Below are 15,415 nucleotides of genomic sequence, written 5' to 3' on the forward strand. Positions count from 1 at the left end.
GCTCAGCCCAGGTTGTCGAAGTCGAGCGACTGCTTGATGGCTGCCCAGTGCGCCGCTTCGGCCGCGCCCAGCGGGCTGGCCTTGACGTAGCTCAGGGCAAACATCTTGCGCGTGCCGGGCAGCACCAGCGCCAGCTGGTACTGGTGGACCTTTTCCTGGCCCTTGCTGAACTGGCTGCTCAGTTCGATGGCGGCGATCGCCTGGCCGGCACCCACCTGCACGGCCTGGGCCGGCTGCATGCGCAGGTCCTTGACCTGTTGCTGCAGGCGCTGCAACTGGCCGTCGAAATTGCTCTGCAGGGTCTCGCCCTCGGCCAGCAGGCTGCGGCTGATGATCAGCGAGGTGGCCAGGGCCTCGAAGCGCAGGATGTTGATGCTGCTGTCCTGCACGGCGGCATCGGGCAGGGCCAGGCGGAATTCGTTGACGCGATAACTCATGACAGGTCTCGTTACTGGTCGGAGCCGGAGAAGATCGCCTTCACCGAGTCGTCGATGGTCTTTTTCACACCCTGGTTGTCGGGTGCTGTCTGCGCACCGCTGCCGACGTTCAGGTCGAGGGTGCCGTCGGTATTGATCTCGCCGTTCTGCCTGGCATGGAAGCTGAACTGCTCGCAGCTGATGTTGATCTGGCCGCTGGCGTTGAGCTCGATCACGCTCTTGCCACAGACCAGCCGCAGGTTTTCCCCGACCTCGATCAGGTAGCTGGTGCTGACGCTGTCGGTCTTGCTGGCACCGACCAGCAACATGTCGTCGCGGCGCACGGCGCGGATGCGGTCCTGGCCGATGGTGATGGTTTCCAGCATGCCCACCGTCTGGGTGCGGTTGATGCCGACGGCCAGTGTCTCGGACTGCTCGACCACGGTGTCCATGTTGCGCTCGGCATGGATGTACAACTGCTCGGCGCCTTTCTTGTCCTCCATGCGGATTTCATTGAAGTTGGCCGGGCTGCCACCCTTGCTCGAGCGGCTCTTCATGCCGCTTTGCGTGGCATTGGCAGGCAGGTCGTAGGGCACACTCTGTTCGGCGTTGTACACGCGGCCAGTGATGATCGGCCGGTCGGGGTCGCCTTCGAGGAAGCTGACGATCACTTCCTGGCCAATGCGCGGGATCTGCATCGAGCCCCAGTTCTTGCCGGCCCAGGCCTGCGATACGCGGATCCAGCACGAGCTGTTCTCGTTGGACTGGTCGTGGCGGTCCCAGTGGAAGTGCACCTTGACCCGGCCATACTGGTCGGTCCAGATCTCCTCGCCGGCGGGGCCGACCACCACGGCGGTCTGGGGGCCCTTGACGATCGGCCGCACGGTACTGCCCTGCGGGCGGAAACTCTGCTGGGCGTCGATGCAGCTGAGGTTGCTCTCGAACTGCGCGGCGCCGCTGCCGGTACCGCTTTCCAGGCGCTCCTGATGCACGTAGTAGCGTGCGCCGACGATCAGGTATTCGCGGTTCTGGTCCTGGCGGGTGAAACCGCTGAGGCTGAACAGGTGGCCGCTGCCCAGGCCGCGGGCATTGCCGCGCAGCTCGACCCGCTCGTGCAGGCTCTGCAGCGACTCCAGGCGCGTGCGCGCGTAGTGCTCGCCGTCCTGGCTTTGCTGGTAGGCGCCGGGGTAGTCGTACAACGGGTAATCACCGGCCTGGTGCGGGCGCGGCATGGCCGAGCGCACGTCGATGCGCGCGCTGGGGCGCTGGAAGTCGTAGTCGTTGAGCTCCAGCGACCCTGGCTGCACTTCCTGGGCCAGGTGCCAGTCGTTGATGTGGTCACGCTCGCGATGCTGCCCGTCCGGCGGGTAGTAGGGCACGCTTTCGTAGCCAGGCATCTGCGGGTGCGCGCCATAGGCATCGGCCAGCACCAGCACGTGGCGCTGCGCTTCATGGCGGAAGAAGTAGTAGATGCCTTCCTCTTCCATCAGCCGGCTGACGAAGTCGAAGCTGGTCTCGCGGTACTGCACGCAGTATTCGCGTTCGCGGTAGCTACGGCTGAGGGCATCCTCGAAGTCGGAAAAGCCCAGGTCGCGGAACACCTGCTTGATGATCTGCGGCGCGCTCAGGTGCTGGAAGATGCGGCAGTCGCTGGTGCGGGTCAGCAGCCACAGCCACGGGCGCAGGGTGACCCGGTAGCTGGCGAACTGGCCCCGGTCCACCGACTGGCTGCAGCGGGCGACGATGCCGTGGAAGTAACGTGACGTGCCGAGGCTCAGCTGCACGCTGAGGCTCATCGGCTTGCCCAGCAGGGCGTTGAGGTCGATGGCCGGGTCGTCGCTGGTCAGCTGCAGCTCATAGTCGAACAGGCGGCCGAGCTCGTCGCTGCCGCCCATTTCGGCCAGGATCAGCTTGTCCGGCCCCAACGGGCTGTTGATCTGCGCCAGGCGCGTGAACTGCGTGAACAGCATGGTCGGTCCTGTCAGTCGGCTGCGCCGAAGTCATAGTGCAGGTCATTGTCGCGGCGGCTGATGCGCACACTGGCCAGCGGCTTGCCTTCGAGCATGCGGGTGAGGAATTCGCGGCTCATGTCCGGCAGCAGGCCGTTGGTGAGGATGGCGTCGATCATGCGGCCACCGCTTTCGGTTTCGCTACAGCGCGAGACGATCAGCTCCACCACCTCGTCGTCGTAGGCAAAGCCGACCTTGTGCGTGCCTTCCACGCGCTTGCGAATGCGCTCCAGCTGCAGGCGGGTAATGGCCTTGAGCATGGCGTCGCTGAGCGGGTAGTAGGGAATGGTCACCAGGCGCCCGAGCAGCGCCGGCGGGAAGATCTCCAGCAGCGGCTGGCGTAGCTGGCTGGCCACCGCCTCCGGGTCGGGCAGGGCCTGCGGGTCGCTGCAGGTGCGCGCGATCAGCTCAGTGCCGGCGTTGGTGGTGAGCAGGATCAGGGTGTTGCGGAAGTCGATCTGGCGGCCTTCGCCATCCTCCATCACGCCCTTGTCGAACACCTGGAAGAAGATCTCGTGCACGTCCGGGTGGGCCTTTTCCACCTCGTCCAGCAGCACCACGCTGTACGGCCGGCGACGCACGGCCTCGGTCAGCACGCCGCCTTCGCCGTAACCGATGTAGCCGGGTGGGGCGCCCTTGAGGGTCGAGACGGTGTGGGCCTCCTGGAACTCGCTCATGTTGATGGTGATCAGGTTCTGCTCACCGCCGTACAACGCCTCGGCCAGGGCCAGCGCGGTTTCGGTCTTGCCCACCCCGGAGGTACCGGCGAGCATGAACACGCCTATTGGTTTGTTCGGGTTGTCGAGGCCGGCGCGGGAGGTCTGGATGCGCTTGGCGATCATGCTCAGCGCATGGTCCTGGCCGATGATGCGCTTGGCCAGCAGGCTGTCGAGGTTGAGCACGGTCTCGATCTCGTTGCGCGCCATGCGCCCCACCGGAATCCCGGTCCAGTCGGCTACCACCGAGGCGACTGCCTGGTAGTCCACGGTCGGCAGTATCAGCGGGTTCTCGCCTTGCAGGGCGCTCAGGCGCTGCTGCAGGTCGGCAAGCGTTTCGCGCAGCTCAGGGTTGCCTGGCACGGCAGCGTCCTGGTCGACCACCCCGGCTTGCTCGCGCAGTTGGGCGCGGGTGGCCAGCAGCTGGTCGACCAGGGCCTTTTCCTCGGCCCAGCGGCTTTCCAGGGCGGCCAGGCGCTGGCGCTCCTCGGCCAGCAGGCTGTCGGCCTGGGCCTGGCGCTGCCCGGTGGGCACGCCAATGGCGGCTTCACGGGCGATGATCGCTTGTTCGACTTCCAGCGCCTCGATGCGTCGGCGGCTGTCGTCGACCTCGGCCGGCACCGCGTGCAGGCTGATGGCCACGCGTGCGCAGGCGGTATCGAGCAGGCTCACCGACTTGTCCGGCAGCTGGCGCGCCGGGATGTAACGATGCGACAGCTTGACCGCGGCCTCGAGGGCTTCGTCGAGGATCTGCACCTGATGGTGCTGTTCCATGGTCGAGGCCACCCCACGCATCATCAGCAGGGCCTTGGCTTCGCTCGGCTCGTCCACCTGCACAACCTGGAAGCGGCGGGTCAGGGCCGGGTCTTTCTCGATGTGCTTCTTGTACTCGGCCCAGGTGGTTGCCGCTACCGTGCGCAGGCTGCCACGGGCAAGTGCCGGCTTGAGCAGGTTGGCCGCATCGCCGGTGCCGGCGGCGCCACCGGCACCGACCAGGGTATGGGCTTCATCGATGAACAGGATGATCGGTTTGGGCGAGGCCTGCACATCCTCGATCACCTGGCGCAGGCGCTGTTCGAACTCGCCTTTCATGCTGGCGCCGGCCTGCAGCAGGCCGACGTCCAGGCTGCGCAGCTCGACATCCTTGAGTGCCGGCGGCACGTCGCCAGCGACGATACGCAAGGCGAAGCCTTCGACCACGGCGGTCTTGCCGACACCGGCCTCACCGGTGAGGATCGGGTTGTTCTGCCGGCGGCGCATGAGGATATCGACCAGTTGGCGGATCTCCTCGTCACGGCCGACGATCGGGTCGAGCTTGCCGCTGCGGGCCTGTTCGGTCAGGTCGACGGTAAAGCGCTTGAGCGCTTCCTGCTTGCCCATCGCTGCCGGCGCCACGGCGCCGCTGGCCTCGCCAGGCTGCGCAGCACTGAAGCCGTCGGTGGCGCCCAGATGGTTCTCCGGCGAGTCGCCGACGTATTCGCTGAAGCGCTCGCTCAACGCCTCGACCTTGAGCTTGGCGAACTCGCCCGACAGCCCCAGCAAGGCATGGCGCAGGCTTGCTGTCTTGAGGATGCCGACCAGCAGGTAGCCGCTGCGCACCTGGCTTTCACCGAACATCAGGCTGCCGTATACCCAACCACGTTCGACCGCCTCTTCCACCTGCGAGGACAGGTCGGTGATCGAGGTCGAACCGCGTGGCAGCCGGTCCAGAGCGTCGGTCAGGTCGCGCGCCAGGCGCGCCGGCTCGACATCGAACTGGCGCACGATGCGGTGCAGGTCGCTGTCCTGCAGTTGCAGCAACTGGTGCAACCAGTGCACCAGTTCGACATAGGGATTGCCCCGCAGCTTGCAGAACACCGTGGCGGCCTCGATGGCCTTGTAGGCGATGCTGTTGAGTTTGCCGAACAGCGCGGCGCGGCTGATTTCACCCATGGTCCTGGTTCCTTGTGTGGTGGGCGGCGGCCGGCTGGTCGGCATAATAGCGGGCCAGCTTCAGGTCGCGTGCATCGTGCGGAGGGTGGCCGAGCCAGGTATCGAAACCCAGGCGTTGGCCGGCATTGAGTTGCAACGCAGGTACCTGGTCCTGCGCGAGGATCAGGTTGAGATCCCAGTCCAGTTCCTGGCCCAGGTATTCGGCGACCCATGCCGCCAGTTCGACGAACGCCCGCCCGCCGGGCAGCAGGGCGTGGTACTGGTCGAGGCTGAGCGGGCCGAGGCACAGCCGGAACTTGTGCTGGCGGTCCCAGACGTAGCGGCCCAGGCACAGGTCCACGCCCAGGCGGTTGGCGCGTACGCCGAGTTGGCTGCGTTCGGGCAGTTCAAGCCATTGGCCGACATATTCTTCCAGGCTCACCGGCACGCCGAAATACCCGGCCAGGATGCTGCACAGGCCGTCCGGGTAGCGGGTTTGCGCGCTCAGGTGGCCGGACCAGTGCAGTTTGGCGGTGTCGGCCAACGCGCCCTGGCCCTGCAGTTCCGGCTGGCCACGGCCGCTGAGCGCGGCCAGGCGCGCGGCCCAGTAGTCGTCGCCCGGGCGATCGTGGCTGACCGTCGGGCGTGCTTCGGCCCAGGCGCGGTAGAAAAGGCTCAGCAGGCGGTGGTGGAAGACATCGAGGAACGCCTTGCTGGTCGCGTCGGCATGGTTGCGCTGGCGCTCGCGCATGTATTCGGTGAGGTGCAGCGGCAACGGCCCGTTGGGGCCACCGAGGCCGAAGAAGAACTGCTCCAGGCGCGCCGGCTGCTCGCCGTCGGCGCTGACCGAAGCCAAGGTCGCCGGGGCGAACCCGCAGTCCAGGCGTTGGCCCAGGCGCACCGGCTCGTCGGCCAGGCGCAGCGAATGGCCAAAGCGTGGCAGCTCGGGGTACTGCGCCTCGAGGCGGCGCAGCGCCTGGAAGAAGTCGTACGCCCACGGCTCGTCCTGCATGGCCTGCAAGGTATTCATAAGGTCGGCCTGCGCCCCGGTTTGGCCGCCCAGCGCATGATCTCGCCACGTTCACTGGTGCGCAGTACCGTTTCGGTGAAGCTGTTGATCGACACATAGCGGGTCAGGAACCGTTCGAACACCGCGCCGAGCAGGAACACGCCGGTGCCGCGGAAGGCGTTTTCGTCGAAGGTCAGGGTAATCTCCAGGCCACGCCCGAAAACGATCGGTCCGGGCATCGGCAGGCGTCGGGTGCAGGGTTTGCTGCTGACCTCGCGCAGGCCGTCGATCTGCAGGTTCAGCGCGCTGTCCTGCGGGTCGCCGTACAGGCGCAGCAATTCGCGCAGGGCGGCGGCGCCCTGGCCATGCTCGGCCAGCGACAGGTAGTTCAGCGACAACTGGCTGATCAGGCGCCAGGCACGGTTGTCATGGGCGTGGCTGGCCTTGGGCCGGCTGGGACCGGCCAGGCAACGCACACCAGCGACCGGTGCGCTGTCGGCCAGGCTGAAGTCGCTGCGCCCGTCGCCAACGTTCATGAACAGGGGCAGGTCACGGTTGCTGCACAGGGCGCTGATACCCAGCTGGCGCAGGTCGTGGCGGTAGGGCGCCTGCTGGCCGTCGACCAGGCTGATGAACGTCTCGCTACCCATGTAGCTGGAGCGCGTGCCGTTGCGGCGCTGGTCGCTGGACAACACTCGCGGCTCGCGACGCACGATGTAGTAGGCCTGGTCACGGCCATAGCGCGACGGGTCGCGCACGGCGTAGAACGGCAGGAATTCCTGGTCCGGGCCGGTACCGTGGCCGGTAACCCGCTGCAGCGAATGGATCTCGAAATCGGTGGGCCGGGTACGGTCGGCGATCACGTGGTGTTCATGCACCCGATCGGTCAGGTGCAGGCGGTCGACGCGCCGTGGGAACAGGTTGATCGCCGGGGTGCAGAACGGCACGAACTGGCCGGCACCGACGCTGCTCTCCAGGCTTTGCTCGAAACGCTCGAACAACACCAGCACTTCCAGGGTCTGCCCGGTGCAGCGCTGGACCGCCCGCTCCAGCCCGGTGAAATCGACGAACAAAAACCGCTGCGGCAGGGCGAAGTATTCCTGCAGCAGGCGGTAGCCCTGGAAGGCCTGGGGCACCACCGGCAACGCTGCTTCGCGGTCGTCGAAGCCACACGGGCGCAGCGCCTGTTCGAGCGGAATGCGTTCTACCCAGTCGGCGCCGGGTTGGCGCACGAACACTGCGCAGGCGCTGCCCAGCAGTTGCTCGTAGAGGCGGAACGGCGTCTCGTCGGCGCCATTGAGGTACAGCGGCAAATGGCTGAGCGGCAAGCTGCAGAACGGCAGCTCGGCGCCACTGCGCAGGGTCAGGCGCAGGCCGGCGCGGGCCTGTGGCACGCTGCCGGCCAAGCGCCCGAGCACCGCGCCGGGGTTGCCGAAGTACTCGGCGCGGGCCACCTGCAAGGGCCACAGGGTAACGTCCTGGGTGCTGCGGAACTCGCACGGCGTTTGCGAGTTGCGTCCCAGGTTGGCGCGCAGCACGCTGTCCCGCGGCAGGCGGAAGCCGGCGGCCAGCGAGCCCTCGTCGGGGTCGGTCTGCAGTTGTACCACGGTCATCGACGGGGTCGGCGCCAGGTAGTGCGGGTAGGCGATTTCCAGCAGGTTGTGGGTGAAGGTCGGGTACTCGGCGTCCAGCTTCAGCTGCACCCGTGCGGTAAGGTAGGCGAAGCCTTCGAGCAGGCGCTCGACATAAGGGTCGGCACACTCGATCCCGGACAGCGTCAGGCGCCCGGCGATCTTTGGGTACTCCTTGGCGAACTCCGCGGCACTTTCGCGAATGTGCTGCAGTTCCTGGTTGTACAGCTCCAGCAGGCGCGGGTTCATGCACGCCTCCGGCGTTCGGCCGGGGCCACGCGGACGTGGCCGGACTCAAGGTCCACCTCGGTCTGCAGCAGCAACGGCAAGGCCGCCGGCTGGGCCCACAGGTCACCCTCGATCTCGAAACTCAGGGCGTTGGCATTCATCTCGCCGGGGGCGGCCTGGGCACGCACCTTGAGGGTGTGGGCGAGAATACGTGGCTCGTAGGTGGCGATGGCCTGGTGGATGATGCGCTCCAGGGCGGCCAGGTCAATGTTCGAGGCGCTGTTGCCGGCCAGGGCCGGCAGGCCGTAGTTGATCACCGACGCACCGGCCGGGGTGCCCAGGGTGGCGGCGCTGTCCAGCAGCGAGGTGGTGTTGAGCAACCAGGCAAGGTCGCGCAGGACCGAAGCCTTGAGCTGGTGCAGGCTGAGCACGCGTTTGTCCGGGGCCTCCTGCGGGTTGCCCGGGTCGTCGTCGGTCAGACGGTCCAGCAGCGAGGGCTGCAGACGGTCGCGGGCGGCGATATCGGCTACCACTCGAACAGCCCCACGAAGTTCTTCTGGTCTACAGGGCCGTTCGAGCAGCTGCCGCCATGGGCCACGATGGATGCCTCCAGGCGCTCGCCCAGCTGGCGCACGGCCTGGTACTGGCTAGCGCAACGGCCGGGTTGCGACGGGTCTGCCTGCACATGGCTGACAATGATGATCTGCGCGCCATTGAACTGCTCCACGCGAGGCTTGCCGCTCTCGCGCTCGGGGCTGAGCTGGCAGGGCCAGGGCATGTCCAGTTGCAGCAGCGAAGCGTCGGCCTGGCGCAGTGCGCAGCGGCCCTGGTGGCTCACCAGCGCCAGCTGTTTTCCGCCAAGGGAGACTTCAGGCGGCATGCTCGACGACGGAGCGGGGGCCTGCGCACAGGCATTCAGGGCGAACGCGGCCAGCAGGGCCGGCAGGGCTTTGCGCACACGGTTCATTTCAGCTCCCAGAACCAGACGGCCTTGGAACGATGGGCCTGGTCGGCGAAATAGCCCGTGACCCGGCCTCTGTCCCACAGGTCGATGTGATCGCCGGTACGGTTGTCGAATGCCTGCCCGGCACGGGCAAAGCAGTCCTTGAAGAAGATGATGCCGCGCTTGTCGCTGAGCTTGAGGCGGTCGCTCGCGCTACCACTCAGTTGCAGCGGGGCACCGAGATGGTGCCTCCACAGCCAGTTGGCCAGCGACTCGGCGCCCCGGGCATGGCCATGGGCACAGCGGGGGTCGCTGTAGGTGCCGGCATTCACCTTGATGGTATGTTCGCCATTGAGCGCGATGCTCATGCGAATGGCGCACTGGTTGTCCCAGCCACCGTCGCAAGGCGAGGAGTCGGTTGGGTAGGCGTTCCAGAGGTTGATGAAAGAAGGCTTGGCCATGGGTTTCACCGTGAGCGGGTGAGGGTACGAAAAGGCGCCCGCGCCAGCCAAGGCGGCGCAGGCGCGGTTGGTCAGATCTTGACGTTGGAACGGATGTTCCAGCCGTACTTGATCGGGCCGCCTTCCTTGGTGCCGTCGGCTTTCTGCGGCTGATAGTCGACGGTGACCTTGGCGAAGTTCAGGGTCACGTTCTCGGTCAGGCGGTCGTCACTGCCCGAGCCACCGGTGCTCAGCGAACTGATGATGACTTCTTCGAGGTTGATGATCAGGTACTCGACCTGGCTCTCGCCGCCGGCCTTGCGCACGGTCAGCTTGACCTTGTCGATGTGCTTGCCGCTGGAGCAGTGGGCCATCAGGTTGGGGGTCGACTTGTCGATGTACTTGGTGATCGACAGGTCCTGGATGTTGACCTTGCCCGAACCGCCACCGCTACCCATGTGCATGTTGCCGGACTGGGACATGCCCCAGCTCCAGTTGAGCACGTCGATTTCGTCCTTGTGGCCCTTGTCGTGGGACTCGCCCTTGATGTCGCCGATCTTGATGAAAATATCTACAGCCATGATGTCCTCGGTATTGCGCGTCAGGTTGGCGGTTGGGTGCAGTTGGGGCTGTCAGGCAGCCCCGGAGGGCTGTCAGGCCCCTTTGGCCGATGGCAGCTTCGATACCAGGCGCAGCGACACGGTCAGCCCTTCGAGCTGGTAGTGCGGGCGCAGGTAGAAGCGCGAGTTGTAGTAACCCGGGTTGCCTTCGACGTCCTCGACCACGACTTCGGCCGCGGCCAGCGGGTGCTGGGCCTTGGTGGTCTCGGTGGAGTGCGCCGGGTCGCCGTCGACGTAGTTGAGGATCCAGTCCTGCAGCCAACGCTGCATCTCGTCCTTTTCCTTGAACGAGCCGATCTTGTCGCGAACGATGCACTTCAGGTAGTGCGCGAAGCGACAGGTGGCGAACAGGTACGGCAGGCGTGCGGCCAGGTTGGCGTTGGCGGTGGCGTCCGGGTCGTCGTACTCGGCCGGCTTCTGCAGCGACTGGGCGCCGATGAACGCCGCGAAGTCGGTGTTCTTCTTGTGCAGCAGCGGCATGAAGCCATTCTTGGCCAGCTCCGCTTCGCGGCGGTCGGAAATGGCGATTTCGGTCGGGCACTTCATGTCCACGCCACCGTCGTCGGTGGGGAAGGTGTGCGCCGGCAGGCCCTGCACCTCGCCACCCGACTCCACGCCACGAATGCGCGAGCACCAGCCGTAGTACTTGAACGAGCGGTTGATGTTCACGGCCATGGCATAGGCGGCGTTGGCCCAGGTGTACTTGCTGCTGTCGGCGCCATCGGTGTCTTCTTCGAAGGCGAACGCTTCGACCGGGTCGGTCTTGGCACCGTACGGCAGACGTGCCAGGAAGCGCGGCATGGTCAGGCCGATGTAGCGCGAGTCTTCGGACTCACGCAGCGAGCGCCAGCCAGCGTATTCCGGAGTGGTGAAGATCTTGGTCAGGTCGCGCGGGTTGCTCAGTTCCTGCCACGAGCCCATGCCCATCACGGTCGGCGAGGCGGCGGCAATGAACGGCGCGTGCATCGAGGCGCAGATCTTCGACATCTCGCCCAGCAGCTCGACGTCGGGCGGTGACTGGTCGAAGTAGTAGTCGCCGACCAGGCAGCCATAGGGTTCGCCGCCGAACTGGCCGTATTCTTCCTCGTACAGCTTCTTGAAGATCGGGCTCTGGTCCCAGGCGGTACCCTTGAATTTCTTCAAGGTCTTGTGCAGGTCGGTCTTCGACACGTTGAGCACGCGGATCTTCAGCTGCTCGTCGCTTTCGGTGTTGTTGACCAGGTAATGCAGGCCACGCCAGGCGCTTTCCAGTTGCTGGAAGTCGTTATGATGGATGATCTGGTTGACCTGGGCAGTCAGCTTGGCGTCGATGGCGGCAATGATCTGCTCGATCGAGCCGATGGCATCGTTGGACACCAGGTTGGTCTGCGCCAGGGCCTGCTCGGCCAGGGTACGCACGGCGCTTTCGACCGCTTCCTTGGCACGTTCGGTCTTGGGCTTGAATTCCTGCAGCAGCAGGTTGGCGAATTCGCTCGGGTCCTGGGTGGCAGCGGCCGGCTGGGCCTGGGCGTCGCGCAGTGGGTCGTTCATGGGCTGTCTCCTCAGGCCTTGGGCTCGTTGTCGACGGGTTTCGGCGCGCTGGCCAGGGCCTGCAGCAGGGTCGGGTCCTTGATCGCCTTGAGGATGATGTCCTCGGCACCGGTCTTGCCGTCCATGTAGGTCAGCAGGTTGGCCAACTGGGTGCGGGCCTCCAGCAGCTGGTTCAGGGCATCGACCTTGCGTGCCACGGCGGCCGGGCTGAAGTCGTCCATGCTCTCGAAGGTGATATCCAGGCTCAGGTTGCCTTCGCCGGTCAGTTCGTTGGGCACGTTGAAAGCCACGCGGGGCTTCATCGCCTTCAGGCGCGAGTCGAAGTTGTCGACGTCGATTTCCAGGAACTTGCGCTCGGCCACTGCGGGCAGCGGCTCGGCCGGCTTGCCGGCCAGGTCCGAAAGCACGCCCATGACGAACGGCAACTGGACTTTCTTCTCGGCGCCGTAGAGTTCGACGTCATATTCGATCTGCACCCGTGGCGCACGGTTGCGCGCGATGAATTTCTGGGAGCTGTCTTTCGCCACGTTGTTCCTCCTGGTCGCCGATGCGGCGGCGCTGTTCGTTGCGGGCGTCGGTGTTGAGGCGGGCCGAGGACGTCAGTTGTCCTCGGGGCCGCGCAGGTTCTCGAATTGCGACCAGCCATCGGGGATCAGGTCGCGAACAATGGTTGCGAAATCGGCATTGACCAGCTTCTTCGCCCGGTGCAGCAGCACCGGCAGCGGGCTCGATGGCTCGTGGCGGGCGTAGTACTGCAGCAGGCGGTCAAGGCTCTGCTGCACGTCTTCGCGGCTGTTGACTTCGCCAGGGCGGGCAGCGGGCCGTGCGGTCGGGGTGGCACTGGTGATCACCGGCTGCGGGTCATCGTGCCCGGCGGGTGGCGCGTCAACGGTTTGCGCGGGCGGGCCGGCGCCGTCGGGGCAGTAGTCAGCCAGCACCTGCTGCACCTGGCGCAGCGGCTGACGCAGGGCCGACAGGTCGATGCCACGGTCCGACCCGACCTGGTCGTTGACCCGGCTTTCGATGGCGTCCACCGCCTCGCGGGCCAGCCGCAGCGCCTCCTGGCACTGTTGCAACTGGTCGGCGTCGGCGTCACGCAGGGCGGCGGCCAGTTCCTCGGCACTGAGCTGTTCGCTGGCGAAATGCTGCACGCCTGCGGCGTGCAGGGCCGCGCGCAGGGTGACCGGGCCGAAAGCGCGCGAACGCACCAGCACGGCATCGCGCAGCAGCGCGATGTTGGTATCGCAGGTGAGGCCGGCCAGGGCATTGACCCGTACCGTGGGGTCGTTGTCGTCGGCAGCGTCCAGTTGCGGGTGCAGGTACAGCCAGTACTCGGCGAGAAGGTCGCGGATCAGCTCCAGGCTGGCGGCCAGCCCCGGGAGGCCGTGCAGGGCCAGGTTGGCCTGCAGCAGGAAATGGGTGATGCGCAGGTCCTTGCTGCGTTGCAGCAAGGTCGTGCTGGCTTGCTCGATATCGCGCCACTGTGGCGGTTCGGCGGGCTGGATGGCGTCGCCCATGACGCGCTCGGGGCGGCCCTGGGCGTCACGCTCCAGTTGCAGAAACTCGGCGTCATATTCGAGGTCATCGCCGCAGGGGAAGTCAGCGGAAACAGCGGCGAGCAACGGCGATGCGTTCACCAGAATTCGATCTCCCTATCGGCCCTTGGTGAGGGCGTGTTGTTGTGCGAAGTTGCAAGTGTGAACTGGCGCACAAACTTTCCAAAGAGTGCCGGCGTGATATCACAGTGATATTGTTTTGGCACTTCGAAGTTGCGCATTTATGGTTTATTTATTCGCGAGTGTCAAGGTAAGCTACGCGCCCCCGAGTGTCACTTGTGACTTCGTTGGCAGTAACCGAGCACCGCTCGTCCGGTTCCCTTCGGCTGGCCTCGGCAGTGGCGTTGCATACCCGTCGTATAGTCGGTGCTTTGCGCGAAGCCCCCGAGAATCAAGGGGTGCAGCAATATTTGAGTGGCTGCGGAAAATACCTCAAATGGATGGATCGACGTTTAAAACGGATGCAAGGAGGCATGATGGCACTTTGCCTAACTATAACCAGTTACCACAAGATTACCCCGGGGCAATGCCCGGAGATGCGGCTGGAAACCGGTGCCATCACGCTTGGCCGTTCGGCGGACAACGACTGGGTACTTCCCGACCCGGAGCGGTTGGTGTCGGCCAGGCATTGCGTGATCCAGTTCAAGGATGGGCGCTATTATTTAACCGATGACAGTACGAACGGTGTGGAATTAATTCGCGCCGGTATTCGCTTGCGTCGCGGTAACAGTGAACCGCTGATGGATGGCGAAGTTATCCGCATCGGTGAATACGAGATTCAGGCGCGCATCGACGCGAGCTTGCCCGGCACCCTCGATGGCGAGCCCCAGGCGCACAGTTTCGAAGCGCTGATGGCCAATCAGGTAGCCGCCCCGGTCGTCCCCGCCCCGGCGATTTCCGGTGCGCCGGCAGCATTTCTGCAAGGCGCGTCGAACCATGACACGCTGCCTGACATTTTCGACTTCCTCGGCCCCGCGAGCGTGCCGCCAGCCAGCCAGCCCGACCATGTACCTGCCCAGCAGCACGACTTCCGCCCGCCAACCCCGGTGATCCCGGCTGCGCCGGCCGCCGCCGCGGCAGCGCCGGGGATGATCCCGGAAGACTGGGACCTGCTCGGCTCGACCCCGGCACCGGCGCCAGCCGTGGTGCCAGCGCCAGCAGCGACCTTGCCACCGATACCGACGGCGCCGCAGGTGCCAGTTGCACCGGCAGTTCCAGCACAGCCGACGGCGAGCGCAGCGGGCGCGCCAGCGCCTGTTGCGGCCGCGACCAGCGACGCGTTGCTGCAGGCATTTCTGCGTGGCGCTGGTATCGAGCACCTGCGCATCGACGCCGGCGATGCCGCCGCACAAATGGAGGCCATCGGTCGCAGCTACCGCTTGATGGTCGAGGGCCTGCTCGACGTATTGCGTGCGCGCAGCAGCCTGAAGGGCGAGTTTCGCATGCAGCAGACGACCATCGCCCCGGTGCAGAACAACCCGCTGAAATTCGCGCCCAATGCCGACGAGGCCTTGCTGCTGTTGCTGCGTCACGGCAACCAGGCGTTCCTGGCGCCGGACCAGGCCGTGCGCGAGAGCTTCGATGACCTGCGCGCCCACCAGCTGGCGGTGATGGCGGGGGTGCAGGCGGCGATCAAGCACCTGCTCGACTGTTTCCAGCCGGCGCGCCTGGAGCAGCGCCTGGCACCTGCGGCCGGGCTGGCCAAGCTGTTCGGTGGCTCGCGCCAGGCGCACTGCTGGCAGCAGTTCACCGAGCTTTACGGGCAAATCTCCCGCGAGGCCGAAGATGATTTCCAGGAGCTGTTCGGTCGCGAATTCGCCCGCGCCTACGAGGCCCACAGCAGCCGTTTGCAACGTAGCTGAGCACGCCCGGGAAGACCACCGTACGTCATGAGGACAAGGATGAAAGCAACACGACTGGTCGCGGCCCTGAGCCTGATGCTGCTCGGCGCCTGCAGCAAGGACGAGGCCGTTGCCCCCGTCGCCGACAAGGCTCCGGCCAGCCAGGCCGTGACCCTGTATTTCACTGCCGCCGCCGGGCTCAACCCGGGCCCTGGCGGCGCGCCTGCACCGGTACGAGTGCGCCTGTACGAGCTGAAGAACAGCGCGGCCTTCGCCCGTGCCGATTACTTCGCATTGGCCGAGCGCGCCCAGGCCACCCTCGGCGCCGACCTGATCGACCAGGACGAAGTGCTGCTGCAACCGGGCGGGCAATTGCGCCTCGAGCGTCCGCTCGATGCCGCCACTCGCCAGGTCGGCCTGGTGGTCGGCTATCGCGAGATTGACCAGGCCCAGTGGCGCAGCGTGTTGCCAGTGCCGCCGCGCGACTATCAGATCAGCCTCGATGTGCGCGCTGTGCGCAGCGCCGTGGCCACCCCCCAACCTGAACCTGCCCGCTAGGCAATCG

The 15,415-nt window shown here is 65.9% G+C and carries 14 protein-coding genes; 2 read left to right on the forward strand and 12 right to left on the reverse strand.

The window, feature by feature from the left end:
* Positions 1–2 precede the first annotated feature (2 nt).
* The 12 genes from B4L76_RS16600 to tssA form a co-directional block, all read right to left on the reverse strand.
* Positions 3–437, reverse strand: coding sequence for a DcrB-related protein (locus B4L76_RS16600; protein WP_186688096.1), 435 nt, complete (start codon positions 435–437; stop codon positions 3–5).
* Positions 438–448: 11 nt separating this feature from the next.
* Positions 449–2,386: a type VI secretion system tip protein VgrG gene (locus tag B4L76_RS16605; protein WP_296233994.1), complete on the reverse strand. Its 1,938-nt coding sequence runs from the start codon at positions 2,384–2,386 to the stop codon at positions 449–451.
* 11 nt (positions 2,387–2,397) lie between these two features.
* A complete protein-coding gene (gene tssH, locus B4L76_RS16610; RefSeq protein ID WP_296233996.1) occupies positions 2,398–5,073 on the reverse strand; it encodes a type VI secretion system ATPase TssH in 2,676 nt (891 codons plus the stop codon).
* A complete protein-coding gene (gene tssG, locus B4L76_RS16615) occupies positions 5,066–6,082 on the reverse strand; it encodes a type VI secretion system baseplate subunit TssG (RefSeq protein ID WP_296233998.1) in 1,017 nt (338 codons plus the stop codon). The genes tssH and tssG overlap by 8 nt, the downstream gene beginning before the upstream one ends.
* Positions 6,079–7,941, reverse strand: a complete 1,863-nt coding sequence (gene tssF, locus B4L76_RS16620; protein ID WP_296234000.1) for a type VI secretion system baseplate subunit TssF — start codon at positions 7,939–7,941, stop codon at positions 6,079–6,081. The genes tssG and tssF overlap by 4 nt, the downstream gene beginning before the upstream one ends.
* Positions 7,938–8,453, reverse strand: a complete 516-nt coding sequence (gene tssE / locus B4L76_RS16625; RefSeq protein WP_170031699.1) for a type VI secretion system baseplate subunit TssE — start codon at positions 8,451–8,453, stop codon at positions 7,938–7,940. Before tssE ends, tssF begins: the two co-directional genes overlap by 4 nt.
* Positions 8,447–8,887 (reverse strand): hypothetical protein, encoded by a 441-nt coding sequence (locus B4L76_RS16630; protein WP_296234003.1) that lies wholly within the window; start codon positions 8,885–8,887, stop codon positions 8,447–8,449. Before B4L76_RS16630 ends, tssE begins: the two co-directional genes overlap by 7 nt.
* Positions 8,884–9,324 carry a type VI secretion system amidase effector protein Tae4 gene (locus B4L76_RS16635; protein WP_296234005.1) on the reverse strand — a complete coding sequence of 147 codons (441 nt, stop codon included), beginning with the start codon at positions 9,322–9,324 and terminating at the stop codon, positions 8,884–8,886. The genes B4L76_RS16630 and B4L76_RS16635 overlap by 4 nt, the downstream gene beginning before the upstream one ends.
* A 71-nt stretch (positions 9,325–9,395) precedes the next feature.
* On the reverse strand, positions 9,396–9,884 hold the full coding sequence (locus B4L76_RS16640) for an Hcp family type VI secretion system effector (protein WP_200627376.1): 489 nt from the start codon (positions 9,882–9,884) through the stop codon (positions 9,396–9,398).
* Positions 9,885–9,956: 72 nt separating this feature from the next.
* A complete protein-coding gene (gene tssC, locus B4L76_RS16645) occupies positions 9,957–11,453 on the reverse strand; it encodes a type VI secretion system contractile sheath large subunit (RefSeq protein ID WP_170031687.1) in 1,497 nt (498 codons plus the stop codon).
* 11 nt (positions 11,454–11,464) lie between these two features.
* Positions 11,465–11,980 (reverse strand): type VI secretion system contractile sheath small subunit, encoded by a 516-nt coding sequence (gene tssB, locus B4L76_RS16650; protein WP_170031684.1) that lies wholly within the window; start codon positions 11,978–11,980, stop codon positions 11,465–11,467.
* A 72-nt stretch (positions 11,981–12,052) separates the two neighbouring features.
* Complete coding sequence (gene tssA, locus B4L76_RS16655; RefSeq protein WP_296234009.1) at positions 12,053–13,090, reverse strand: type VI secretion system protein TssA; 1,038 nt, start codon at positions 13,088–13,090, stop codon at positions 12,053–12,055.
* Positions 13,091–13,485: 395 nt separating this feature from the next.
* Here tssA and tagH point away from each other — a divergent pair, with 395 nt between their 5' ends.
* A complete protein-coding gene (gene tagH, locus B4L76_RS16660) occupies positions 13,486–14,871 on the forward strand; it encodes a type VI secretion system-associated FHA domain protein TagH (RefSeq protein WP_296234010.1) in 1,386 nt (461 codons plus the stop codon).
* Positions 14,872–14,910: 39 nt separating this feature from the next.
* Entirely contained in the window at positions 14,911–15,408 is a 498-nt protein-coding gene (tssJ, locus tag B4L76_RS16665; RefSeq protein ID WP_296234012.1) for a type VI secretion system lipoprotein TssJ, read from the forward strand.
* Positions 15,409–15,415: the final 7 nt, after the last annotated feature.

It is taken from the genome of Pseudomonas sp. UBA4617 (genome assembly GCF_002386445.1).
In the GTDB taxonomy this organism is placed as follows: Bacteria; Pseudomonadota; Gammaproteobacteria; order Pseudomonadales; family Pseudomonadaceae; genus Aquipseudomonas.

Excerpts from the sequence above, each read along its gene's own strand:
- B4L76_RS16605 (WP_296233994.1), bottom strand. The coding sequence starts at position 2,386 with ATGCTGTTCACGCAGTTCACGCGCCTGGCGCAGATCAACAGCCCGTTG.
- tssC (WP_170031687.1), bottom strand. The coding sequence starts at position 11,453 with ATGAACGACCCACTGCGCGACGCCCAGGCCCAGCCGGCCGCTGCCACC.
- tssJ (WP_296234012.1), top strand. The coding sequence starts at position 14,911 with ATGAAAGCAACACGACTGGTCGCGGCCCTGAGCCTGATGCTGCTCGGC.
- tssG (WP_296233998.1), bottom strand. The coding sequence starts at position 6,082 with ATGAATACCTTGCAGGCCATGCAGGACGAGCCGTGGGCGTACGACTTC.
- B4L76_RS16640 (WP_200627376.1), bottom strand. The coding sequence starts at position 9,884 with ATGGCTGTAGATATTTTCATCAAGATCGGCGACATCAAGGGCGAGTCC.
- B4L76_RS16600 (WP_186688096.1), bottom strand. The coding sequence starts at position 437 with ATGAGTTATCGCGTCAACGAATTCCGCCTGGCCCTGCCCGATGCCGCC.
- tssH (WP_296233996.1), bottom strand. The coding sequence starts at position 5,073 with ATGGGTGAAATCAGCCGCGCCGCGCTGTTCGGCAAACTCAACAGCATC.
- B4L76_RS16635 (WP_296234005.1), bottom strand. The coding sequence starts at position 9,324 with ATGGCCAAGCCTTCTTTCATCAACCTCTGGAACGCCTACCCAACCGAC.
- B4L76_RS16630 (WP_296234003.1), bottom strand. The coding sequence starts at position 8,887 with ATGAACCGTGTGCGCAAAGCCCTGCCGGCCCTGCTGGCCGCGTTCGCC.
- tssF (WP_296234000.1), bottom strand. The coding sequence starts at position 7,941 with ATGAACCCGCGCCTGCTGGAGCTGTACAACCAGGAACTGCAGCACATT.
- tagH (WP_296234010.1), top strand. The coding sequence starts at position 13,486 with ATGGCACTTTGCCTAACTATAACCAGTTACCACAAGATTACCCCGGGG.